20 protein-coding genes are annotated in these 20,933 nt (G+C 43.9%); 6 read left to right on the forward strand and 14 right to left on the reverse strand.

Going from position 1 to position 20,933, the window contains the following annotated elements; all coding sequences use genetic code 11:
* Positions 1–7: 7 nt before the first annotated feature.
* The 4 genes from AC2A4J_RS11730 to AC2A4J_RS11745 form a co-directional block, all read right to left on the reverse strand.
* Positions 8–292: a sarcosine oxidase subunit delta gene (locus AC2A4J_RS11730; protein WP_114413271.1), complete on the reverse strand. Its 285-nt coding sequence runs from the start codon at positions 290–292 to the stop codon at positions 8–10.
* Between the two features lie 15 nt (positions 293–307).
* Positions 308–1,561 carry a sarcosine oxidase subunit beta family protein gene (locus tag AC2A4J_RS11735; RefSeq protein ID WP_255828700.1) on the reverse strand — a complete coding sequence of 418 codons (1,254 nt, stop codon included), beginning with the start codon at positions 1,559–1,561 and terminating at the stop codon, positions 308–310.
* Positions 1,562–1,894: 333 nt separating this feature from the next.
* Positions 1,895–2,317 carry a gamma-glutamylcyclotransferase family protein gene (locus AC2A4J_RS11740; RefSeq protein ID WP_484176132.1) on the reverse strand — a complete coding sequence of 141 codons (423 nt, stop codon included), beginning with the start codon at positions 2,315–2,317 and terminating at the stop codon, positions 1,895–1,897.
* A gap of 15 nt (positions 2,318–2,332) precedes the next feature.
* Positions 2,333–3,223 carry a LysR substrate-binding domain-containing protein gene (locus AC2A4J_RS11745; protein ID WP_484176133.1) on the reverse strand — a complete coding sequence of 297 codons (891 nt, stop codon included), beginning with the start codon at positions 3,221–3,223 and terminating at the stop codon, positions 2,333–2,335.
* 81 nt (positions 3,224–3,304) lie between these two features.
* Here AC2A4J_RS11745 and AC2A4J_RS11750 point away from each other — a divergent pair, with 81 nt between their 5' ends.
* Positions 3,305–3,970, forward strand: coding sequence for a LysE family translocator (locus tag AC2A4J_RS11750; RefSeq protein WP_484176134.1), 666 nt, complete (start codon positions 3,305–3,307; stop codon positions 3,968–3,970).
* A 112-nt stretch (positions 3,971–4,082) separates the two neighbouring features.
* Here AC2A4J_RS11750 and AC2A4J_RS11755 read toward each other — a convergent pair whose 3' ends face one another.
* On the reverse strand, positions 4,083–5,288 hold the full coding sequence (locus AC2A4J_RS11755; RefSeq protein WP_484176135.1) for an MFS transporter: 1,206 nt from the start codon (positions 5,286–5,288) through the stop codon (positions 4,083–4,085).
* A 159-nt stretch (positions 5,289–5,447) separates the two neighbouring features.
* Here AC2A4J_RS11755 and AC2A4J_RS11760 point away from each other — a divergent pair, with 159 nt between their 5' ends.
* From AC2A4J_RS11760 to AC2A4J_RS11770, 3 genes are all read left to right on the forward strand, one after another.
* Complete coding sequence (locus AC2A4J_RS11760) at positions 5,448–6,386, forward strand: AraC family transcriptional regulator (RefSeq protein ID WP_484176136.1); 939 nt, start codon at positions 5,448–5,450, stop codon at positions 6,384–6,386.
* A gap of 115 nt (positions 6,387–6,501) precedes the next feature.
* A complete protein-coding gene (locus AC2A4J_RS11765; RefSeq protein WP_484176137.1) occupies positions 6,502–7,566 on the forward strand; it encodes an FAD:protein FMN transferase in 1,065 nt (354 codons plus the stop codon).
* A gap of 97 nt (positions 7,567–7,663) precedes the next feature.
* Positions 7,664–8,260, forward strand: a complete 597-nt coding sequence (locus AC2A4J_RS11770) for a hypothetical protein (RefSeq protein WP_484176138.1) — start codon at positions 7,664–7,666, stop codon at positions 8,258–8,260.
* A 188-nt stretch (positions 8,261–8,448) separates the two neighbouring features.
* Here the strand turns inward: AC2A4J_RS11770 and AC2A4J_RS11775 are convergent, their stop codons facing one another.
* The 9 genes from AC2A4J_RS11775 to AC2A4J_RS11815 all read right to left on the reverse strand — a co-directional run bounded on the left by AC2A4J_RS11775 (position 8,449) and on the right by AC2A4J_RS11815 (position 18,604).
* Positions 8,449–8,769, reverse strand: coding sequence for a hypothetical protein (locus AC2A4J_RS11775; RefSeq protein ID WP_484176139.1), 321 nt, complete (start codon positions 8,767–8,769; stop codon positions 8,449–8,451).
* 61 nt (positions 8,770–8,830) lie between these two features.
* The gene (locus AC2A4J_RS11780; protein WP_484176140.1) at positions 8,831–9,520 is read right to left on the reverse strand and encodes a helix-turn-helix transcriptional regulator; all 690 of its coding nucleotides are present in this window, start codon (positions 9,518–9,520) and stop codon (positions 8,831–8,833) included.
* Positions 9,521–9,664: 144 nt separating this feature from the next.
* Positions 9,665–10,012: a DUF3024 domain-containing protein gene (locus AC2A4J_RS11785; RefSeq protein ID WP_484176141.1), complete on the reverse strand. Its 348-nt coding sequence runs from the start codon at positions 10,010–10,012 to the stop codon at positions 9,665–9,667.
* Between the two features lie 189 nt (positions 10,013–10,201).
* Positions 10,202–11,377: a mannonate dehydratase gene (uxuA, locus tag AC2A4J_RS11790; protein ID WP_484176142.1), complete on the reverse strand. Its 1,176-nt coding sequence runs from the start codon at positions 11,375–11,377 to the stop codon at positions 10,202–10,204.
* A gap of 1 nt (position 11,378) precedes the next feature.
* The gene (locus tag AC2A4J_RS11795) at positions 11,379–12,872 is read right to left on the reverse strand and encodes a mannitol dehydrogenase family protein (RefSeq protein ID WP_484176143.1); all 1,494 of its coding nucleotides are present in this window, start codon (positions 12,870–12,872) and stop codon (positions 11,379–11,381) included.
* A gap of 16 nt (positions 12,873–12,888) precedes the next feature.
* The gene (uxaC, locus tag AC2A4J_RS11800; RefSeq protein WP_484176144.1) at positions 12,889–14,295 is read right to left on the reverse strand and encodes a glucuronate isomerase; all 1,407 of its coding nucleotides are present in this window, start codon (positions 14,293–14,295) and stop codon (positions 12,889–12,891) included.
* A 14-nt stretch (positions 14,296–14,309) separates the two neighbouring features.
* A complete protein-coding gene (locus AC2A4J_RS11805; protein ID WP_484176145.1) occupies positions 14,310–16,709 on the reverse strand; it encodes a glycoside hydrolase family 31 protein in 2,400 nt (799 codons plus the stop codon).
* A 44-nt stretch (positions 16,710–16,753) separates the two neighbouring features.
* Positions 16,754–18,052: a TRAP transporter large permease gene (locus tag AC2A4J_RS11810; protein ID WP_255828685.1), complete on the reverse strand. Its 1,299-nt coding sequence runs from the start codon at positions 18,050–18,052 to the stop codon at positions 16,754–16,756.
* An 81-nt stretch (positions 18,053–18,133) separates the two neighbouring features.
* Positions 18,134–18,604: a TRAP transporter small permease gene (locus AC2A4J_RS11815; protein WP_484176146.1), complete on the reverse strand. Its 471-nt coding sequence runs from the start codon at positions 18,602–18,604 to the stop codon at positions 18,134–18,136.
* A 198-nt stretch (positions 18,605–18,802) separates the two neighbouring features.
* Between AC2A4J_RS11815 and AC2A4J_RS11820 the strand changes: the two genes are divergently transcribed.
* Both AC2A4J_RS11820 and AC2A4J_RS11825 read left to right on the forward strand, forming a co-directional pair.
* On the forward strand, positions 18,803–19,795 hold the full coding sequence (locus AC2A4J_RS11820; protein WP_484176147.1) for a TRAP transporter substrate-binding protein: 993 nt from the start codon (positions 18,803–18,805) through the stop codon (positions 19,793–19,795).
* Between the two features lie 144 nt (positions 19,796–19,939).
* Positions 19,940–20,716 carry an FCD domain-containing protein gene (locus AC2A4J_RS11825; protein ID WP_484176148.1) on the forward strand — a complete coding sequence of 259 codons (777 nt, stop codon included), beginning with the start codon at positions 19,940–19,942 and terminating at the stop codon, positions 20,714–20,716.
* Positions 20,717–20,933 lie beyond the last annotated feature (217 nt).

The following is a 20,933-nucleotide window of genomic DNA, read 5'->3' on the forward strand; positions in this document are numbered from 1 at the left end:
CGCTCCCTTACTCTGCAACTACTTTAGGTTGCTCACCCATTTTGTAAACTTCTTTAATTTCATACGTTACTGTGTGTCGAGTAACGTTGAAGAACTTACGACAGCCTGCCGCGTGAACCCAAATTTCATGATGTAAACCACGAGGATTCTTACGGAAGAACATGTAGTTCCCCCACTCTTCATCCGAGCAAGAATCAGGATCTGCTGGGCGCTCAATATGAGCTTGGCCTTGGTTATGGAACTCTTCTTCTTCGCGGTGTTCACCACAGTAAGGGCAATAAATATAAAACATGAACTGAATCTCCCGTTAGTGTGCTACACCAGCTGCGCCGTGCTCATCGATAAGCGCGCCGTTGTGGAATCGGAACATTGAGAATGGCGCCGCCATCTCATGCATTTCACCTTTTGCCAAAGAAGCAGCAAATACGTGACCAGAACCAGGTGTTGCTTTAAAGCCACCCGTACCCCAACCACAGTTGAAAAATAAATTCTTCACTGGTGTTTTAGAGATAATAGGACATGCATCAGGACATGTATCAACGATACCACCCCATTGACGGTTCATACGTACACGGCTGAAGATCGGGAACATTTCCACAATCGCCTGTATAGTATGCTCAATAGTTGGGTAAGAACCACGCTGGCCATAGCCAACATAGCTGTCGATACCTGCACCGATTACCAAATCACCTTTATCAGACTGAGATGCGTAACCATGTACATGGTTAGACATTACTACTGTATCTAAGATTGGCTTGATCGGTTCAGATACCAATGCCTGTAGAGGATGTGACTCAAGCGGTAATGCAAAACCTGCTTTTGCAGCCATATAGCCTGAATGTCCTGCGACAACACAACCTACTTTATCTGCCATAATATCGCCGTAACGATCCGTTTTTACGCCAGTTACTGTGCCGTCTTCAATGATAAAATCAACGACTTCAGTTTGTTGAATTAGATCAACACCGTGCATGTCCGCACCACGAGCAAAACCCCAAGCTACAGCATCGTGACGAGCAACACCCGCACGCGGCTGCCAAGAAGCACCCATAACAGGGTAACGAGCATTACCAGAGCAATCTAGAATTGGAACGATTTCGTTCACTTGCTTCGCATCCAGTACTTCGCCATCAATACCGTTTAAACGGTTAGCATTTACACGACGCTCAATGTCACGCATATCTTGTAATGTGTGACCTAGGTTTAAACAGCCGCGTTGAGAGAACATGACATTGTAGTTAAGATCTTGAGATAGACCTTCCCATAATTTCATCGCATGCTCATACAAATGCGCAGACTCGTCCCATAGATAGTTAGATCGAACGATCGTCGTATTACGTGCCGTATTACCGCCACCTAGAAAGCCTTTCTCAATGACTGCTACATTCGTAACACCAAACTGCTTTGCTAAATAGTAAGCTGTTGCTAAACCGTGTCCGCCGCCACCTACGATGATCACATCGTATTTCTTTTTAGGGGTTGGATTACGCCACACCCGCTGCCAATTTTCGTGATGGCTAAAACTGTGCTTTAACAACCCAAAGCCTGAATAATGCTGCATCAGATCAGCTCCTTACATAAATAATCGCTTCAACGATTATCGTGGTGTGGTTAAAAAAATATTGCAGCGCCTCAGCCAACTGAGGCGCATTCAACGTGATAATAGAGATAAAGATTTCCAGCCTAATGCTTGGAAGCGTCCACCGAATGACAATTTACGACAGGGGCGCTGGCGGCTTTAGATAAGCCTACAAACACGGCCGTTTTTTTGATCGAACTGCATACCAAAACATCGTCTTTTTGGTCTCAATATTACAGCCCAAATACGTGCGCCATGTAGATTAGAGCACGCTTTATGTATAGACCACTTTACCCAAAAAGTCTTATAACCGCTTCAATCCGACATGCGGCTACGATACAGAGCCGCATGTTCAAGCAAATATTCTCCGGCCAGCTCTTGCATAACTTTCGCGCCATCTAACATTTCTGGCGGCTTGCCATAGACTAAGACGTTTATTTCATCACCTGATTCAAGACAAACTACAGGGATACTCACTTTACGATAACCGTCTGTCGCCGTGATTCTTTCCAATGTATCCATGTGCGCCAAGATGTCGTCTGACACATCAAACACTTGCCCTTTCACCGGGCTCCCTTTGCCTGCTTGCAATATTAGCCAAGGCGAAAACCGCTCACCAACTAGGTATAACGGATAACCCTGTTTGGTTTCAAAATCACCTCGATAACGAACGCCTTTATTTGTTTTGAAATTAGGAAAGCCTTCTTTCAATGTTCCAAATACAAACACTTTAGGCATCTAACTTGCTCCTTTTTAGTGAGTAATTTGTCCTACTAACCAATTAACAAATGCTTCAATTCTCGGATCTTTCTTCGGGTCATCCAATGTTAATAAAGCGTAATCACATCCTGTCGGCTGCATGCCTAATGGCGCAATAAGGCGCTGTATTTTTAGATCATCAGAAACCAAAGGCGTAGAGCCAATAGCGATACCGAGTTGATCTTGTGCTGCTTGCAAGGTGTAAAAGAAATGATCAAAGTGTTGCTCATTTTTTGGAATCACTTTTTCCATACCGTAAGCATTTTTCCATTCGCTCCAAGCATTTGGCCTAGTCCGACTGTGTAACCAGCTGGCTTTATTTAAATCTTGTTGAACGCTGTCCCAATAGACTTTTGAACAAACAGGGCCAGCCAATTCAGAACAAAGTGCTGTGACTTGATAATCTGTCTGAACTTTAAAATCCATGCGGCGAATGGCGATATCACAATTCTCAGACAATAAATCAATCGGGCCGCCCGCCATTCTTAAGTCAATATGTAATTCTGGATGCAGCTCTCGAAACGCACCAAGTCGTGGCATTAACCAGCGCATTGCCAGACTGGGTTCACAAGACACGGTCAAGAATGGCGACGCACTATCATGACGGTGTATTTCTTCCACTGTATGGCTGAGTGCATCTAACGTTTCAGATGTGGTTTTTAGTAATCGTTGTCCTGCTGGGGTGAGATAAACCCGACGATTACGACGCACAAATAACTCAATACCAATACGCTCTTCTATTTGTGCCACCGCTCGACTAATCGCACCATGGGTTAGATGAAGTTCCTGCCCCGCACGAGAAAAACTTTGATGCCTTGCTGCTGCTTCAAACGCTGTCAAAGCACCCAAGGGAGGCAGCCGCCTTTTTGCGTGATTATTACTCACAATATTCACCAGTAATTATCGATTTTATTTAATCCTAGACCAAATCATACTCTTATTTTTCACAGATAAGAGCACCATGCCATGTTAAATATCGATCAATTTGAAGTCTATTCCGTTACTGTCATCACTCTTTTAGCCGTCATGAGCCCAGGACCAGACTTTGCCATGGTATCGAAAATTTCCTTACTACAAGGACGAAGAGAAGGCATTTTGTGCGCGCTCGGAATAGGTACCGCTATCAGCGTACATTTGGCTTATACGCTCTTAGGGCTGGGTGTGGTCTTTGCCAACAATGTTTGGGTTTTAAATACGCTAAGATATCTAGGGGCGATGTATTTAATTTGGTTGGGCATTTCTGCCTTATGGCCGGATATTAAAGCCTGCTTTTTAAGAGCCAAACCTCAATGGAAAAATAAATCATTAGAATGCAATCCTATGCCTTCAAATAAACAACCCCAGAACCGATCAGCATTTTGGTCTGGTTTTGCCTGTAACGCACTCAACCCAAAAACCATGTTGTTCATCGTAGCGTTATTTAGCCAAGTTATTTCTGCTGATACCTCTTTATTAATAGAGCTGGGTTACGGTACTTACATTGCATTAGCGCATCTTGTTTGGTTTGCGTTAGTGGCCTGTTTATTAACATCAGCCAGAATCCAACATAAAGTCATGGCTTGTAAAGTATGGATCGAAAGAGTCACTGGTGCCCTAATGACATCACTCGGATTGCGATTATTAATCGACTGACCCTACTTAACCCTACGATCCAATAAATACAAAAGCACCCTAACTATTCACAATATAATCAGGGTGCTTTAATCATTAGCCTAATGATTTCTACAAATAAAAGATGTTTAAATCAAATGCTTTGTGCGACTGCCGTAGGTTTAGCTCTCAAGCCGATTGCGACAAACAAGGAAGAAGCCAGAAGAATCAAGGCAGCAATAATGAAGACCCCAAGAGCGCCGCTAACATCGAAAATAAGTCCGCCAGCTGCGGCACCTGTCGCAATACCAACCTGCATAGCAGCAACAACCAAACCACCGCCACTCTCTGCTTCGTCGGGCACACTCCGAGTGACCCATGTAGACCAAGCAACTGGCACGCCACCAAACGCCATCCCCCAGATAACAACTAGCACAGCCATTGGCGTAATAGCTTCCTGTATACTGATCATACAAAATACAACTAAACTAATAACCAACGGCATAAGAGCCAGAGTTAGACGCAGCGATCGCGCAATCAAAGCCCCGGCAATGTAAGTACCAACAAAATTAGCAATACCAAAGCCCAGCAAAATCCCCGAGATCCCAACTGTTGCGACACCAGTAACATTTTCAAGAAATGGCCGAACATAAGTGAATAAGGCAAAATGACCACTATAAATAAATAGCAGCATGAACAAACCAAACTTCATCTTCGGACGATTAATCACCGCAATAAGAGTACCCAATGTAGCTCGGCCTCGCGGTGGCATACTAGGCAAAGTAGAAAGCTGTATAATAAAAACTATAACACCGAGCAAGGCTACAAGTAGGAAAACATTTCGCCAACCGATAATATCACCAAGATAACTGCCGAGCGGCGCGGCAAAAATGGTCGCTGCCGACACGCCGCTTAATAGCACAGCCATTGCACGAGGTATATCTTTATCGGGAACCAACTGCATAGCAATGGCAGCAGCCATGGCCCAGAAACCACCAAGCGCGATACCAAGCAGAACGCGCCCTGCCAGTAACAGAAAGAACGTTGGAGCAAAAGCAACCATAATATTCGAAGCGATTAAAAGCATAGAAAAGCCTAGCAAAACATGGCGGCGATTAATCCTGCGTGTGATGGTAGCAGTCAAAAGACTGGCAACCACAGCAAGAATAGCGGTAGCCGAAACCGCTTGGCCAGCCATTCCTTCGGTAATGGATAGGTCAGATGCCATTGGAGTAAGGAGGCTAGCAGGTAAAAACTCTGCCGTGACCAACCCAAAAACACCTAACGTCATGGCTATCACAGCACCCCAAGCGGGCATAACCTGCTCTTGTACTGGAGACATATTTACTTTATTCGTCATTGAAAATCCTCTTGAAATGATTTTTTTGTAAGTCACGAATATAATAATTTGGACAAACAGGACGATATATACCAAAATATCCTAAATTAATACCATATCGTCCGGATTACTATGCAGCCCCCTCTAACTGACCACATAACTCATGAAAACCAACACCATATGATGAATGAACTTTTATCTGGTGTACGCCTTAAAGGCCTTGAATACAGACGCGTCGAAATTTCAGCGCCATTTGGTCTTAAATTTGGAGAAGAAGCGGATGAAAAATTGGCGCATTTTCATTTTATCGGCCAAGGCTCTGCGCTTCTGCGAACTAAGAGTGGAGCGGTACACAAGCTTGCCTGTGGCGATGCCGTATTGTTGCCTTGCGCAGGTAGCCACGATATTTACAGTGGAGACAACGCACCGATTATAAACATTGATGCCTTTGAAAAAATTCAGCTATGTGATGATACTTCGGAAATTCGCGCTTGCGATACTGAAGTATGTCAAACCGAAGACAGCTTGATTTTTAGCTGTGCTATGGAATTCGACCTAGGCTGGCTGCATCCACTAGCTCATTTAAAATCAGAAGTCATGCACATTGAAGCGGCACCGAATTGTGACTCACAAATTCCAGCCATCCTTGATGTCATGACCAACGAGCTAAAAACTAAACAACCAGGGTATTGTGTCATCTTAACTAGGCTTGCCGATGTCGTTGCCGCCGCTATTTTACGTCGTTGGGTGGAGGTAGGATGCGACTTGTGCGGCTGGGTTGAAGCCATGCGCGACCCCAAATTGGCACAGGTTTTATCCGCCCTGCACCATGATCCAGGTCGACAATGGTCGGTAGCAGATATGGCTTCCGAAATGGGCGTTTCACGGTCTGTCTTTGCTGAGCGCTTTACCGAATTAACCCACTCCACACCACAGCAATACCTAGGCAATCTGCGCATGCGACTCGCAAGCCAATGGATCAGCCAAGACAACCTGAATCTTGACGAAATCGCAGATCGCCTTGGCTATAGCTCAACAGCGTCTTTTAGTCGGGCCTTCAAACGAATGACAGGCATCTCCCCCGGCGCCGTTAGAAATGGCCTGCTTCCAGAGCTTTGAAAACAAAAGTAGAACAACAAAATGCACATAAGTGTGGATGATAAGCTGGTTAATAGAGTTGATCATAATCCACTGGTAAACTTACTGAATTTACTTTTCATAAGGCTTAAATCACATGTCTACTTCGATAAAATCTGGTTTTAACGTAACCAAGGTTGCAGGCTTTAGTACTATTCTAATGACAACGTTTTTAGTGGGTTGCAGTGAACCACCAGAACTTCAAACGGTTGAAGGTTACGCCCAAGGCACAACCTATCAAATTAGCTTTTGGTCGGAAGAAGAAGTACCTGTAACCGAAGTACAAGCTGCGTTTAACGATACGCTTGCGAAGATTGATAAAGAGCTTTCCACTTATCGTCCAGATTCCTTCATTTCCGAGTTTAACCGCAGCCCTTCCGTTGGCTGGCAACCAGTATCCGAAGATTTTGTTGAGCTTGTTCAAATCGCCCAAGACATACACGCCAAATCAGAAGGTTGTTACGATCCAACTATAGGGCCTTTGTTCGATTTATGGGGTTTTAAAACCGACAAACTTCACGTACCAACACCAGAGGAATTAACCGCCCTAAAATCTGAACTTGGGATAGAGAAGATAGAAGTCGACGAAGAAAATATGCGCGTACGCAAAACTCGCCCTTTTTTGCAGCTTGATTTTTCTTCCATGGGCGAAGGCTACACCATTGGCAAGTTAAGTCATGTTTTAGAATCCAAAGGCTACGAGAATTACATGGTGCAATTTGGTGGCGATATGAAGATCAAAGGGCACAAGCCAAATGGCGACCAATGGCGAGTCGCAATCCAAAGCCCTATTCCTTCTGCTGACGGCGCACCAAAAGTCTATAAAGTCATCACAGTGAAAAACGAAGATGGCGTAACGCTTGATACATCAGGCACTTATAACCGTCACTTCGACGATAATGGTGTGGAATATTCGCACATTATTAACCCAAGTACAGGAAAGCCAATTACACACGACCTTGTCTCAGCGTCGGTATTTGGTACTGATCCAAGAATCAGCGATGCATGGGCAACCACCATGTTGTGCCTTGGCCCTATAGAAGGCGCAAAAATCGCCAAAGAGGAAAACTTAGACGTTTTCTTTATCGAAAGAAAGAACGACAAGTTGGTGAACTCCAGCAGTGCCGCTTTGCTAAAAACAGACAGAGTGAAATTTGATTAAAAAGCAAGCAGGTGTAATGCTTGTTACTACTGCTCGCCTTATGCGAGACTATTTTAATCCCATTTAGAACTAACACGATCGTAAGGAGAAAAGCGCTATGGAAAAGCTTGTATTAGTAAGCCTAGTTTCTGTACTAATGGCTGGCTGCGTAGGCAATGAAAGCTATACCAAAATTGGGAATTATTTCAAAGGCAGCGACGAAAGCCCTGTTACAGAAATCGAGGATACCGAGAGCGAAGATAACGACACAGAAAAAAATCCTAACGATATCGAAAAAGTATATAACGCCACCGTGACGACCAGTGACCTTGAAGGCTCTTGGAGAAAGCCTTGTGGGCACGTAGAAGGTGAAGCGCACTATGATATCGTTACGTTATCCTTCAGTCATAACGAATTCACCACAGATATCAAAAACTACCTTGATGCTGGCTGCACTAGCCCCTTACCAGGGGCCCCGAACCCGACATCATTTAGCAAATTCACATTGGGGAACGGCATTATGCTGAGTGATGGCACAATCGTCACCGAAGTCGATAGTCGCACTATGCGATATGATGGCGCCCACTTCTACCCTGAAGAACACAGTATCGTTTATATCAAGAACGACACTCTCTACACTGGAGCCGACGATCAAGATACGTTACAGAGACCAACCAGACTCGACTATAACCGTCCTTTCCATAAAATAAACTAGCGTACAGATAGCCATTCTGGTTACTTGCCATTCATTAACTCGTCAATACTTGGGTAAAACAAAAAGACCAAGTGAGATTTTTCATCACTTGGTCTTTTTAATCCATTATTTTGATTAACGCTGTAAACTCTATTTTAGGGGAATCTGTTACAGCTTCTTAACTTCTATTTTCATCTGCGCCAAAATAACTAATTAACCCTTGTCCAAAAGGTCATATTGACTGATTCTTTATCAAGATGTTCTAAATATTGTAGCGCCACCTTGTTGCTAAGCCACTGCTGGCAATACTCCTCAGCTTTTTCTTGCGAACTGGCAATTACCACATCCGCATAGTTACCATCAGTTCCACGTACCAAAAAGTGAAGAACGAGTTCCTCTTGCTGACTAAGAAATTCGGCTTCTACTTGATGTGATAGCTCTACTAATCTGGTTTCTGTTACGCCTTCTTTAAGCCTAAAGGTCGCAAACTCCATACCGCCAATATTATCAATGTTGTTATTATATATCATGTCAGTGCCTCAATTATGGGTTAAGCACCCACTCTAAGGCTTCACTACTGACAGCATTGTGTCAGTCAATTTTCGCACTTTTAAATTCAATGTATGCAGACAAAGAAACATCTTCTGGCAAAGCACTCGCATGTTCACAATGATTTAATTTAGTTATGCGGTCCAATCTAAAATCCCTGTAGTCACCACGCAGCTGGCACCAACCGCCTAATGTCCATCGACCACCCCAGTAAAATAACCCTAGAGGAAATACAACTCTCGATGTCGCGATTTCTGAAAGTGAGTTATAACCAATATTCAGCCAGCAGCCTGATTCTATCGCTGAATGAATATCCCCCCATACCTTATAGACTTCAGATTCTCTGTGCCTTAAAGGCATCCTAATCACTCGATCTTCACTAGAAATCATCTTTGATTTTTTAGGCAATGCTGCCTCAATTTTTGACAATAAAGAATGTGCTGAAGCTGCAAATTTCTTTCCAGTCAAAGACGCCGTGAAACTCACGCCAGCAATCAATGCCTCCAGTTCACTCGGCGTCAATTGTAAGGGGGGTAACTCGAATCCCTCTAGCAAACGATACCCAACACCAGGCTCGCCATAAACGGGTATTCCAGATATAGACAAATCATCCACATAGCGATAGATAGTTCTTTCTGACACCATCAACTTTTCGGCTAATTGCTTAGCTGTAATTGGTTGATGCTTACGCAGAATATTGGTTAACTGAAAAAGCCTGTCTGATTTTCGCACATTACTCCCCTTTCCAATCGGCATAATGTCTATCAAGAGGGACTAGCCAGTTTCAAACCCTATCAATAAACGTAAAAGCAATGCTGAAATCCGCTAGATAATCGGTGATATTACTGACCAATGTTGATACGTGATTAGATATTTTCACCCAAAGAAGCAAGAGTGCTCATCCTCGCTTACCATTTGCAAAAAATCCTCTATTCTACTGACTTCGGGGTTTACATCGTACCTGTGCCATTTCAGATCTTGGCGCATCCAAAACACCTTCCAATAACCTTTCGATTTTACAAACGTAGCTTTAGCAATCGGCGTTTCAATTTTTGAGTCCGCTATCTTCCAATGCGGTCGAATTTCAAATAACTCTACGCTTTGTCCAGATATACGGTATCCAATATCTAATTGATGTCTAATGTGGGCAGGAGGCCGATGCTTAGCAAGATACTTCTCTAGCTCAGATTCGGTACGTTTTATCTCAAATTCACTGATAGCCATATTTTTTCAGCTCCAATTTACCAATAACACACTGTTAAATGGTGTAACTACTCTCAGTAAAAGGTCTACGACATAAACGCTTATCTATTGATACTAAAGTTCTTTTTCATTTTTCACCAGAAAAAAATGCCTTCTGTCCCATGTCGGTACAGAAGGCATTTTTGCATTTAAGTTTGGTAATTTGCTAGCTTACAGCGTACTTTTAAGGCCCAACTCTAAACCACGAACTTCCGCCAAGCCTTTCATTCGGCCTAGTTTCGAGTAACCCGGTTTCGAGTTTTTATCTAGGTCATTCAAGATTTGATGGCCGTGATCTGGTCGCATTGGGATCAGGCTCGGTGCGTTGTTGTCGTTACGCTTTTTCTCTTCTACAAGCAATGCGCGAACTACGCCAACCATGTCTACATCACCACTAAGGTGGGACGCTTCATGAAAGCTGCCTGCCACTTCTTCACGTTTGGTGGATCTTAAATGTGTGAAGAAGATATTGGAACCAAAACGTTGCACCATGTCGACCAAGTCGTTGTCTGCACGCACACCGTAAGAACCAGTACAAAGAGTAATACCGTTCACAGAACTTGGCACTGCACCAAGCAACCATTCGATGTCGTCTTTGACAGAGACAACCCGTGGTAAACCAAGAATTGGACGTGGTGGATCATCAGGGTGAATCGCTAAACGTAAACCGCCTTGTTCTGCGGCTGGCACAATTTCTTCCAAGAAAAGCTTCAAGTGTTCACGAAGTTTGTCTTTGTCGATACCAGCGTATTCGTCTAATTTAGAACGGAACTGCTCAATAGTGTAGCTCTCTTCTGAACCAGGAAGACCGGCAATGATGTTCGCTACCAAGCGATTTTTATCGTCTTCTTTTAAGTTTTCCATGAAAACTTTCGCTTGCGCTTTTTCTTCATCACTGTAGTCAGATTCTGCACCTTTGCGCTCTAGAATATAGAGTTCAAATGCAGCAAACGCCGTTTGATCAAAACGCAATGCACGAGAACCATCTGGAAGTTCATAATCCAAATCCGTACGCGTCCAATCCAACACTGGCATGAAGTTGTAGCACACCGTATCGATACCACATTCCGCTAAGTTCAGAAGGGTTTGCTTGTAGTTTTGAATGTACTCTTGATAATTACCAGTACGCTTTTTGATGTCTTCGTGCACTGGCACACTTTCAACCACAGACCAGCGCAGTGAATGCGATTCGATCATGGCTTTACGTGCTTTAATCACTTCTACTGGCCAAACGTCGCCATTAGGGATTTCATGCAACGCGGTCACAACCCCCGTCGCGCCTGTTTGACGAATGTCCGTCAACGTCGTTTCATCATTTGGTCCAAACCAACGCCAAGTATGTTCCATTCTATCCTCCGAAATTCGCTGTGTTGTTATTTAATAGTCTGCTATTGAATGACAAACATTCCGCAACACCGCTTGAAATAATTGTTTGATATGCGCTCAGCACAGCATTAGAAAAAATCTCGCTTTGGCTGATTTCTGTTGAAAAAATATCGTTGAGTTTTAGGGCTTCGCTAACCAAGCTTTCTGGGTCAGAACAACGAGCATGGAGTTCGCTTAGTGTTTGCGCCATTGGGTCATCGACCTTGTGCTGATTACCTTCTAGATCTTCGCCGCGAACATAAAATAACCATGCCGCTATACCTAGTGCTGTCGCATTAAGCCCCCCCTGTTTCGCCCCTTTCGCTAAACGTTCTTCTGCGCCATTTAACCAACGCTGAGGAATTTTCTGTGAGCCATCCATCGCAATTTGTGACAACTGATGCTGCAGACTGTCATTAGCAAAGCGGCTCACTAGACTTTCAATGTAGGTTTGTACTTGAACCTCTTGTGGTAGATCCAAGGTAGGCGAGGCTTCAACGCTCATGTAGTGACGAATTAAGTTCGCAAATTTTTCATCCGCAACGGCTTGTGCCACGGTTTTATGCTTAGCGGCTAAGCCAACATACGCCAACAAGGAATGACTGCCGTTTAATAAACGAAGTTTCATGGTTTCAAATGGATGAACGTCTTCCACCATTTGCACGCCATCGTTTTCCCAATCTGGACGACCTTGTGGGAAGTTGTCTTCTACTACCCATTGGCAGAAAGCTTCACACATGACCGCATTTTGATCATCGCATTGCAGCTCTTTCTGTAAACGGTCACGAGAATCATCCGACATAGCTGGTACGATTCTGTCGACCATGGAGCTAGGAAACGCCACATTATCTTGAATCCATTGCGCGAGTTCGGTCGAACGCAGAGCGGCTAGATCACAAACGGCTTGGCGAGTTAAACGACCATTCTCTGGCATGTTGTCACAAGACAAGATGGTGAACGGCTCTAAACCAGATTCTTTTCGGCGATACAAAGCTTCAACCAAGATTCCCGGTGCGGTTTTTGGCGCGGTTGGGTTCTGTATGTCGTGCTGAATGCTTGGATCATCTTGGCGCAGTGTTTTGTCCGCTGGTGACAAGTAATAGCCTTTTTCTGTGACGGTTAAAGTCACGATCTTTGTCTTTGGCGACACAAGCTTGGCAAACAAAGGCTCTTTATCAGCGCCAGCAAATAGAGCATCACGAATCGCGTTGATCTCGCGCAACTCGACGTTCTGGCTGTCTTGATATTCGGCAATATGATAACGGCAACCATTGCTTTTTAACTCGTCGACCAATTGGCTATTCGAGCGAATATTTACCGCACAAATCCCCCAATCACCACCTTGATGTCGGTTAAGATTTTTCTCTATATAAACCGCTTGATGCGCACGATGAAAGGCGCCCAATCCGATATGAACGATGCCAACTTCCACCTTTTCAGGTGCGTATAAGGTATTTGTTGTTTTTATGGTAATCATATGATTCCTTGTTTATTTAGAAGCCGAAGTATTTTTTAGCATTTTCTGAACAAATATCTTCCACCATTTTACCTAATAACACCATGTCAGCTGGTGCCTCACCGCGTTCAACCCATCCACCAATCATCTCGCACAATAGACGACGGAAATATTCGTGACGAGTATAAGATAAGAAGCTACGGGAATCGGTTAGCATGCCGACAAACTGGCTTAGTAAGCCCATTTGCGCCACGCTAGTAAGCTGACGCTGCATGCCATCTAATTGATCGTTAAACCACCAGCCAGAGCCGAATTGCACCTTGCCTGCTACACCACCGCCTTGGAAGTTACCCGCCATGGTCGCTAACATTTCGTTATGAATTGGGTTCAAGCAATACAGAATGGTTTTAGGCAGTTCATCTGTTTGATCTAACGCATCTAAGAATCCCGACAATGGCTCGGCAAACGCACCATCGTCCATGGAATCGAAACCAGAATCACCGCCGACCAGCTTAAACATTCGAGATGAGTTATTACGGCGAGCACCAATGTGCAGCTGCATTACCCAGCCTCTTTTCGCGTATTGCTTACCTAGCCAAACTTGCACTGCGCTGGAGAATTGCGCGATTTCAAGCTCGGTTAACGGCTGTTCATTAATGCGTTTGGACAGAATAGCATCCAGCTCTACTTCGCTTGGCTCGTTGGCGAAGCGCATGATTTCAATCCCGTGATCAGCACTGCGACATCCATGAGCATCAAACACATCTAAGCGTTGTGCCAAAGCATCGATCAAATCACTAAAGCGTGCAATGTTGATGTCTGCCGCTTTGCCTAGCTTGTTTAGATAATCTTTGAAGCCAACATGATCGACTTTAAAGGCACGATCAGGACGCCAGCTTGGTGTGACCGCAATATCAAAACTACTGTCATTGGCAATGAATTTATGATGCTCTAGGTTGTCCGCAGGATCATCTGTAGTGCCGACCATTTTCACGTTCATTTGCTGCATGATGCCGCGCGCTGAAAACTCAGGTTGCTGCAACATGCCATTGCATTGGTCCCAAATAGCATCAGCCGTTTTCGGTGAAAACAACACATCAGTGACACCAAAAGGACGACGCAATTCTAAGTGCGTCCAGTGATAAATTGGGTTGCCAATACACTGAGGTACGGTTTTCGACCAAGCTTGGTATTTTTCTTTGAAGCTCGCATCGCCTGTAATCAAACGCTCTTCAATACCAGCGGCACGCATCGCGCGCCACTTGTAATGGTCGCCTTCCAGCCAGATTTCACCAAGGTCGCTAAAACGACGGTTTTCGGCGATCTCTTGAGGACTCAAATGGCAATGATAGTCGTAGATTGGTTGCTCGGCCGCGTACTCATGATAAAGGCGCTTAGCGGTTTCTGTGGTCAGCAAAAAATCTTCTGTCATAAAGTTTTTCATGTCATTTCCTCGGCTTAGGCCATTTCGCTTAGGGCAACAGCTTGAGACGCATCGACTCGCTTGCCGTTGACATAGAAAGGACGCAGCTCATTTTCTGGCAAGGCAAAACGTACTTCGTTGTAAGCCGGTTGCCATTCACCTTCACGGGATACTGTTAGGTCGATACGTTCAAGATCGGATTTCAACGTCATGTTCAGCTGTAAGTATTTGCCGTCTAAATAACCCGTTGATAGTCCGTCGTCATCAAACACGGATAAATCACGTTGTCCTGCTCCTTTGAATGGAAAAACCAGGAACTGTCGTTGTGTGTCTTTTTCTGCATCCACATGAGCAATACGACTACTAGTAGGAATCACACTACCAGCACGAGCAAGCAAAGGAATTTCTTCTAGTGCCGCTGACAAAGTGATGTCTTGTCCACCCGCGTACCAGGTATTGCGGTGGAAGTCGTACCAACCTTCGCCATTATCAGGCAAATACACAGGACGAGTTCGTTGGCCTTGCTCTACGACAGACGCAACCAATAGATCTTTACCTAGCATGAAGTCATCGCTTTCTTCATAAGTACGAGCATCGTCTTCGTGGTCTAAGAAGGTAGCACGCAGCATAGGCTCGTGATGTTTATGCGCCTGCCAAAGCAGGTCATACAAATAAGGCATCAAACGGTAACGAAGCGTCATAGCTTCACGGATGATCGGCGTTACTTCTGGGTACATCCAAGGTTCGTTAACCGTTTTATCATCGTTCCAAGAGTGAATAGTGAAACGAGGATGCATGACACCGTTTTGCACCCAACGTACGAACAATTCTGGATCTGGACGATCACCAGAGAATCCACCAACGTCATGACCCATGTTGTACAATCCAGAAAGGTTCATACCAACACCCATGCGTGTGTTGTAACGCAAGGTTTGCCAGTTAGTGCGGTTATCACCGCTCCATGTTTGCACATAGCGCTGCATACCTGGGCAACCTGAACGAGAGATCAAATACGGACGCAAGGTCGGTGCAAATTCCGTTTGTGCTTCAAAAGACGCACGCATCATAAGCAATGGCTGCAATGGACGAATCAGCTTGATTGGCGTTGGTTTGCCAAAGCCAACACAACGAGCGTTGCTGTCCCACACTTCGTATTCGTTGTTATCATTCCAAGTGGAATCAATGCCCTTTTCAAGCAATTGCTCGGTAACATTCGTTTTCCACCATTGGATGGTTTTAGGGTTAGTGAAATCTAGGTGCGAGCCGGAGTCATCCCAAAACTGGGAAGATTCAGGTGAATCGAATTCAGAGTCTTGAATGAATAAATTCTCTGACGCCACTTCATCAAAACGTGGATGATCTTGCAGTAAACAAGGCTTGATGTTGGCTGCTAGTTTAAGACCCGCTTGATGAAAGTCTTCACTCAATTTAAGTGGGTTTGGCACCTTACTGGTGTTCCAGTTAAAGACGTAGCGCTTGTTGCCAATGGAGGTATAGCCAGACGAAAGCTGGAAAGAATCACAAGGCATGCTGTGATTATCGCAATGCTTAATAAAGTCACCCAATTGCTCTTGAGCGTTTTCCGCATCCGTATAAAGCATGGTAGAACCACTGTAACCAAGGCTCCATTTAGGACCAAAAATAGTACGACCCGTTAGGTTCACATAGGTTTTGGTTACATCGACAACTTTCTCACCGTACATGAAGTAAAAATCCAGATCGCCTTCATCTGCATGGTAACTACGATAATAGCCATGGTAGTTATCTAGCTCATTCCCCAAGTCGAACCAACTGGTTGACAAGTTATCGTAGAAAATACCGAAGCTCGCTTGCTCGGTTTTGGTGATGTAGAAAGGAATGTGCTTGTACAATGGATCGGTGTTTTTCGCATCGTAACCCATGGCATCGATATTACGCATTTGGTAGCGAGAACCATGGCGATTCAGATCACCGGCTTTCTCGCCCAGCCCGTAATATTTTTCGGACAGATCTCGCGCCATATAATGATGAATGTCGTTGCTTTGTACGCCCAACATATAGGCGCCGCTGTGACGGTCTGCCGCAAGATACTGCCATTCACCGGACGCGTCGGCGTATTCCCATGTGAGCTTCAATGGTTTCGATAAGGTCACTCGTAGTGATGCAGAAGCAATGCTTAGCTGATCACCCTGCTCTGACACGTTAAACTCTGGACAAGTAAAGCCTTCCGTACTCATACGGTCACGCCCTTCCCAGCCAGTTTCGCTGCCATTAAGACTGTCATTAGGGGAAATACACCAGCTGTTTTCAAGCTGTAACGTGTCGTTCTTTTTCAGCAAGACACGAATCACGTTGGACTCTAAAACAAAAAAATGTAATACGTGTCGATCGTCACACTGAACGTCTACACGGTTGCCTTCAACACCTAGAAGCTTCCAATTATTAATCGGCTTCATAAATATATATCTCCAAATATCGTTAAAATTTGCAAGCTTCTAAACTAGTACCCAAGCAAAAGAGAAGGTAAAAACAGAGTGATTTCTGGAATAAAAGTCACCGCCATTAGCGCTACTAGAAGCAAAGCAAAAATAGGTAATAATGGCTTAATCACTTGGTCGATTTTCACACCACTTACAGAGCAGCCAACAAACAAGGCACTGCCAACAGGCGGAGTACAAATACCAATACATAAGTTAAACGTAATGATTATGCCGAAATGAACTGGATCGATTCCTAGCTCTTGCGCAATAGGTAAGAAAATAGGCGTGAAAATTAACAAGGCCGGTGTCATATCCATGAAAATACCGACAACAAGCAAAATTAAGTTAATAATCAACAAAATGATAATTGGATTATCAGACAAGGCCAGTAATGCATCACTCACGGCGTAAGGAATGTCTCCATTGGCCATCGCCCAAGCCATCGCCATAGATGCCCCAATCAATAGCATGATCATAGAAGCCGTCATGATGGAACCCAGAATAATGCTCGGCATATCCTTAATGGTTACTTCACGATAAATTAGCGCTAGTAGCAAAGAATACACAACCGCGATCGCAGAGGCTTCCGTGGCCGTAAAGACACCACCAATAATCCCCCCCATGATGACCACAATCAACCCCAAACTAGGCAAGGCTCTTAAGGTGACAATGCCAGCTTCGCCTAAAGAAACTTTTTCGGATACTGGGTAGTTTTTCTTTTTAGCCACCACAGCCACAGCTAACATGACGCAAGCGCCCATCAACAACCCTGGTAGATAACCCCCAAGAAACAGTGCACTAATAGACGTGCCGCCCGAAATAAGGGAGTAAACAATCAAGGCATTACTAGGGGGAATTAATAGACCTGCAGGACTGGAGGTAATATTGACGGCTGTTGAAAAAACAGGATCGTAACCACTCTTTTTCTGTAATGGGGCCATGGTGCCGCCAACGGCTGCGGCCGCCGCCACCGCTGAACCAGAAATCGATCCAAAAAGCATATTTGCAATCACATTTACATGTCCCAAAGAACCCGGTAAACGCCCAGCTAACAATTTAGAAAATTCAATCAACCTTAATGCCAAGCCACCTCGGTTCATTATATTGCCAGCTAGAATAAAGAACGGAATGGCCAATAAGGTGAAACTGTCCATCCCTGAGGCAAGCTTTTGTGAAACAACAGAAAGTGAAGCATCAAAAGGCAGCGACACCATAATAGACAATAACGAGGCAATCGCGATGGAAAAGGATATTGGTACACCAAGTACCAACATAGTGAAAAAACTACCGAATAAAACGAGTGCAATTAACCATTCCACGTTTTTTTATCCTTATTATTAGAATTTTAAACCACTAAATAAGGCAACGAACAAACGCTACCGTCTAGCATGTAGAGATTTTTAATTTTGTGTTGGAGCAAAAAGATCTCGTAATAGATAAAGAATCATGCAGACACCACTGATCGGTATTGCCGCATAGACCCAGCCCATTTCCAAACCTAACACAGGAGAAAGCTGCCCATTACTGAGTGTTTTCAGCACCAGAGAACCACCGCCAAACACCATAATTACAACGGCAAAAAACAAACCGATTAAGGTAATTGCCATTTGCAGCATGACCTTTTTTCGGCCCTCTAATGCCAGCAGCATAAAGTCCATCGCCAAATGTTTTTTCTTTCCTAAAGTAAATGCTGCGCCTAACAAACCCACCCAAATAAATAGAAATCGAGCCATTTCATCTGTTGACGTACTGGGCGCATTCAAAACATAACGAGAAAAAACCTGCCAAACCACACAAGCCACTAGAGTCACCATCAGGGCGACGCAAATAGTCGATAGAATGCGGTCTACCACTTGAATAAATTTCGTCATTTTCCACCTCCAGAAGGGATAAAAAGCCCACAATAGCTTCCACCAATCGACGACATATTGAACCAAACATAGATTTTGGTCAACTAAATGAACTCAATTGGTTGACCAAAAACAACCCACATGCAATTATGCCAATTCGAACACACACACTTTGATAATCTAAAGCATTATAAAAATACCAAAACGGAGATTTACAAAATGTTAAACTTCAAAAAAACTAAGCTAAATTTAGCTTCTGCACTTTTGCTAGGCGGATTAATGGGCGCTTCATCCATGACCTTGGCTGAAACAATTAAGCTTAGTCATAATGGCGATACAAAATCCCCTGTTCACAAAGCACTAAAATTCTTTGCTGATGAAGTAAAAGAAAAGTCCGATGGGGATTTAAAAGTACGCGTCTACCCAAATGGACAATTAGGCACTCAGCGCGAATCTTTAGAATTATTACAAAGTGGCGCGCTCGACATGGCGAAATCAAACGCTAGTGAGCTTGAATCATTCGATCCAGCTTATGGCGCATTCAATATTCCTTATATTTTTAGAGACCGTGAGCACTTCTATCGCGCATTAGAAAGCGAAGACGTTGGTCAGAAAATTTTACGCTCTTCTGCAAAATACGGCTTTGTTGGTGTTGCTTATTTTGATGCAGGATCTCGTAACTTTTATACGTCCAAGCCTGTTCACTCTCCTGCCGATTTGAAAGGCATGAAGATTCGTGTTCAACCAAGCCCAAGCGCAATAAAAATGATGGAGCTGATGGGTGCATCTCCTACACCACTTCCATTCGGTGAATTGTATACAGCTCTTCAACAACGCGTTGTTGATGGTGCAGAAAACAACATTGGCGCTGTTACCACTTATCGTCATGGTGAAGTGGCTAAATACTATACTCGTGATGGTCATGCGATGATTCCTGATGTGCTAGTTATTAGCACTAAAACATGGGAAAAACTGTCTGATAAAAACAAAGCAGCAGTATTAGCCGCTGGTAAAGATGCCACCGCTTATATGAAAAAGATTTGGGGCGAATACACGGATGAAGAGTTGAAAAAAGCAACTAAAATGGGTGTAGAGATCATTGATGTTGATAAAGACCCCTTCATTAAAGCAGTTGCTCCAATGTTTAAGGAAGCCGAGCAAAACCCTGTTGTTGCTCCTTACGTAAAAGCTATAAAAGCACTCGACAAATAAGCAAAATCAAGCGACTCTTATATTATTGCTACAGTAGTTAATGTCACTGTAGCTGGAATAAGAGTCGCTCATTATTTGAACATTTTCTTGTAACACATCTATCTCTATTCTTTTCATCGAATTGGCTCAATAAAGTAGAAAGCTATGATAAATACTCTTGTAAAACCAAAGCGCCTATACCAAGAGGTGGGACTTAAGTTATACGAGGAACTTAGACAAGGCGAATATAAGGTTGGAGATCGCTTACCTCCAGAGCGCGACATTGCCGAGCAATTAGGTGTCAGCAGGACACTACTTCGTGAAGCATTAATTATGCTTGAACTAATGGAGATCGTTGAAGTCCGTAAGGGCAGTGGCATCTATCTTTTAAAGCAGCCAACCAGTGTTAAGTCATCCGATAAATTTGAAGAATCTCTAGACAAAGATGATGTCGGCCCTTTTGAAATGATGCAAGCAAGACAACTGCTTGAAAGCCACGTAGCAGAATTTGCCGCTACCCAAGCGACTAAAAAAGACATTATCAAAATGCGCGATGCCTTGGAGCTAGAAAAACAAAACATTGACTCAACAGATCAAGATCATGCTGCCGACAAACTGTTTCATTTAGCCATTGCTGAAGCGACACAAAACAGCGTCCTCGTCGATCTAGTTGAAAACCTATGGGAACGACGTGAAAACAGCCCAATGTGGAAACAACTTCATTCCCACATTAAAGATCAGGCTTATCGTAAACAATGGTTAGTCGATCATGAAAACATTCTACTTGCTATTCAACAAAAGAAACCGGATATAGCACGAATGGCGATGTGGCGTCATTTAGAAAACGTAAAAGATACCTTAATGTTGCTGTCTGAACATAAAGATCCAAATTTTGATGGCTACCTTTTTAGCACCAATCCGGTGCAGCTTCCCTGTAGCTAAGAGGGTAAAAACAAGCCCTCTTGAGTTCATCACGACTCCTTCCTTGACCTGCTAAATTACTAAAATGTAATTCCCCCTAGGCTGATAAATAGACAACCTAGGGAGTTATTCTTCCTTCTTACCACTCACTCACGCCATCATATTGTAATAGATACTTTTTTTAACAAATCTAATCACCTGTTCAATTGCCGTTCTGACATTCATAGTCTATCTATAA

The organism is Marinomonas sp. ATLA20, assembly GCF_057180105.1.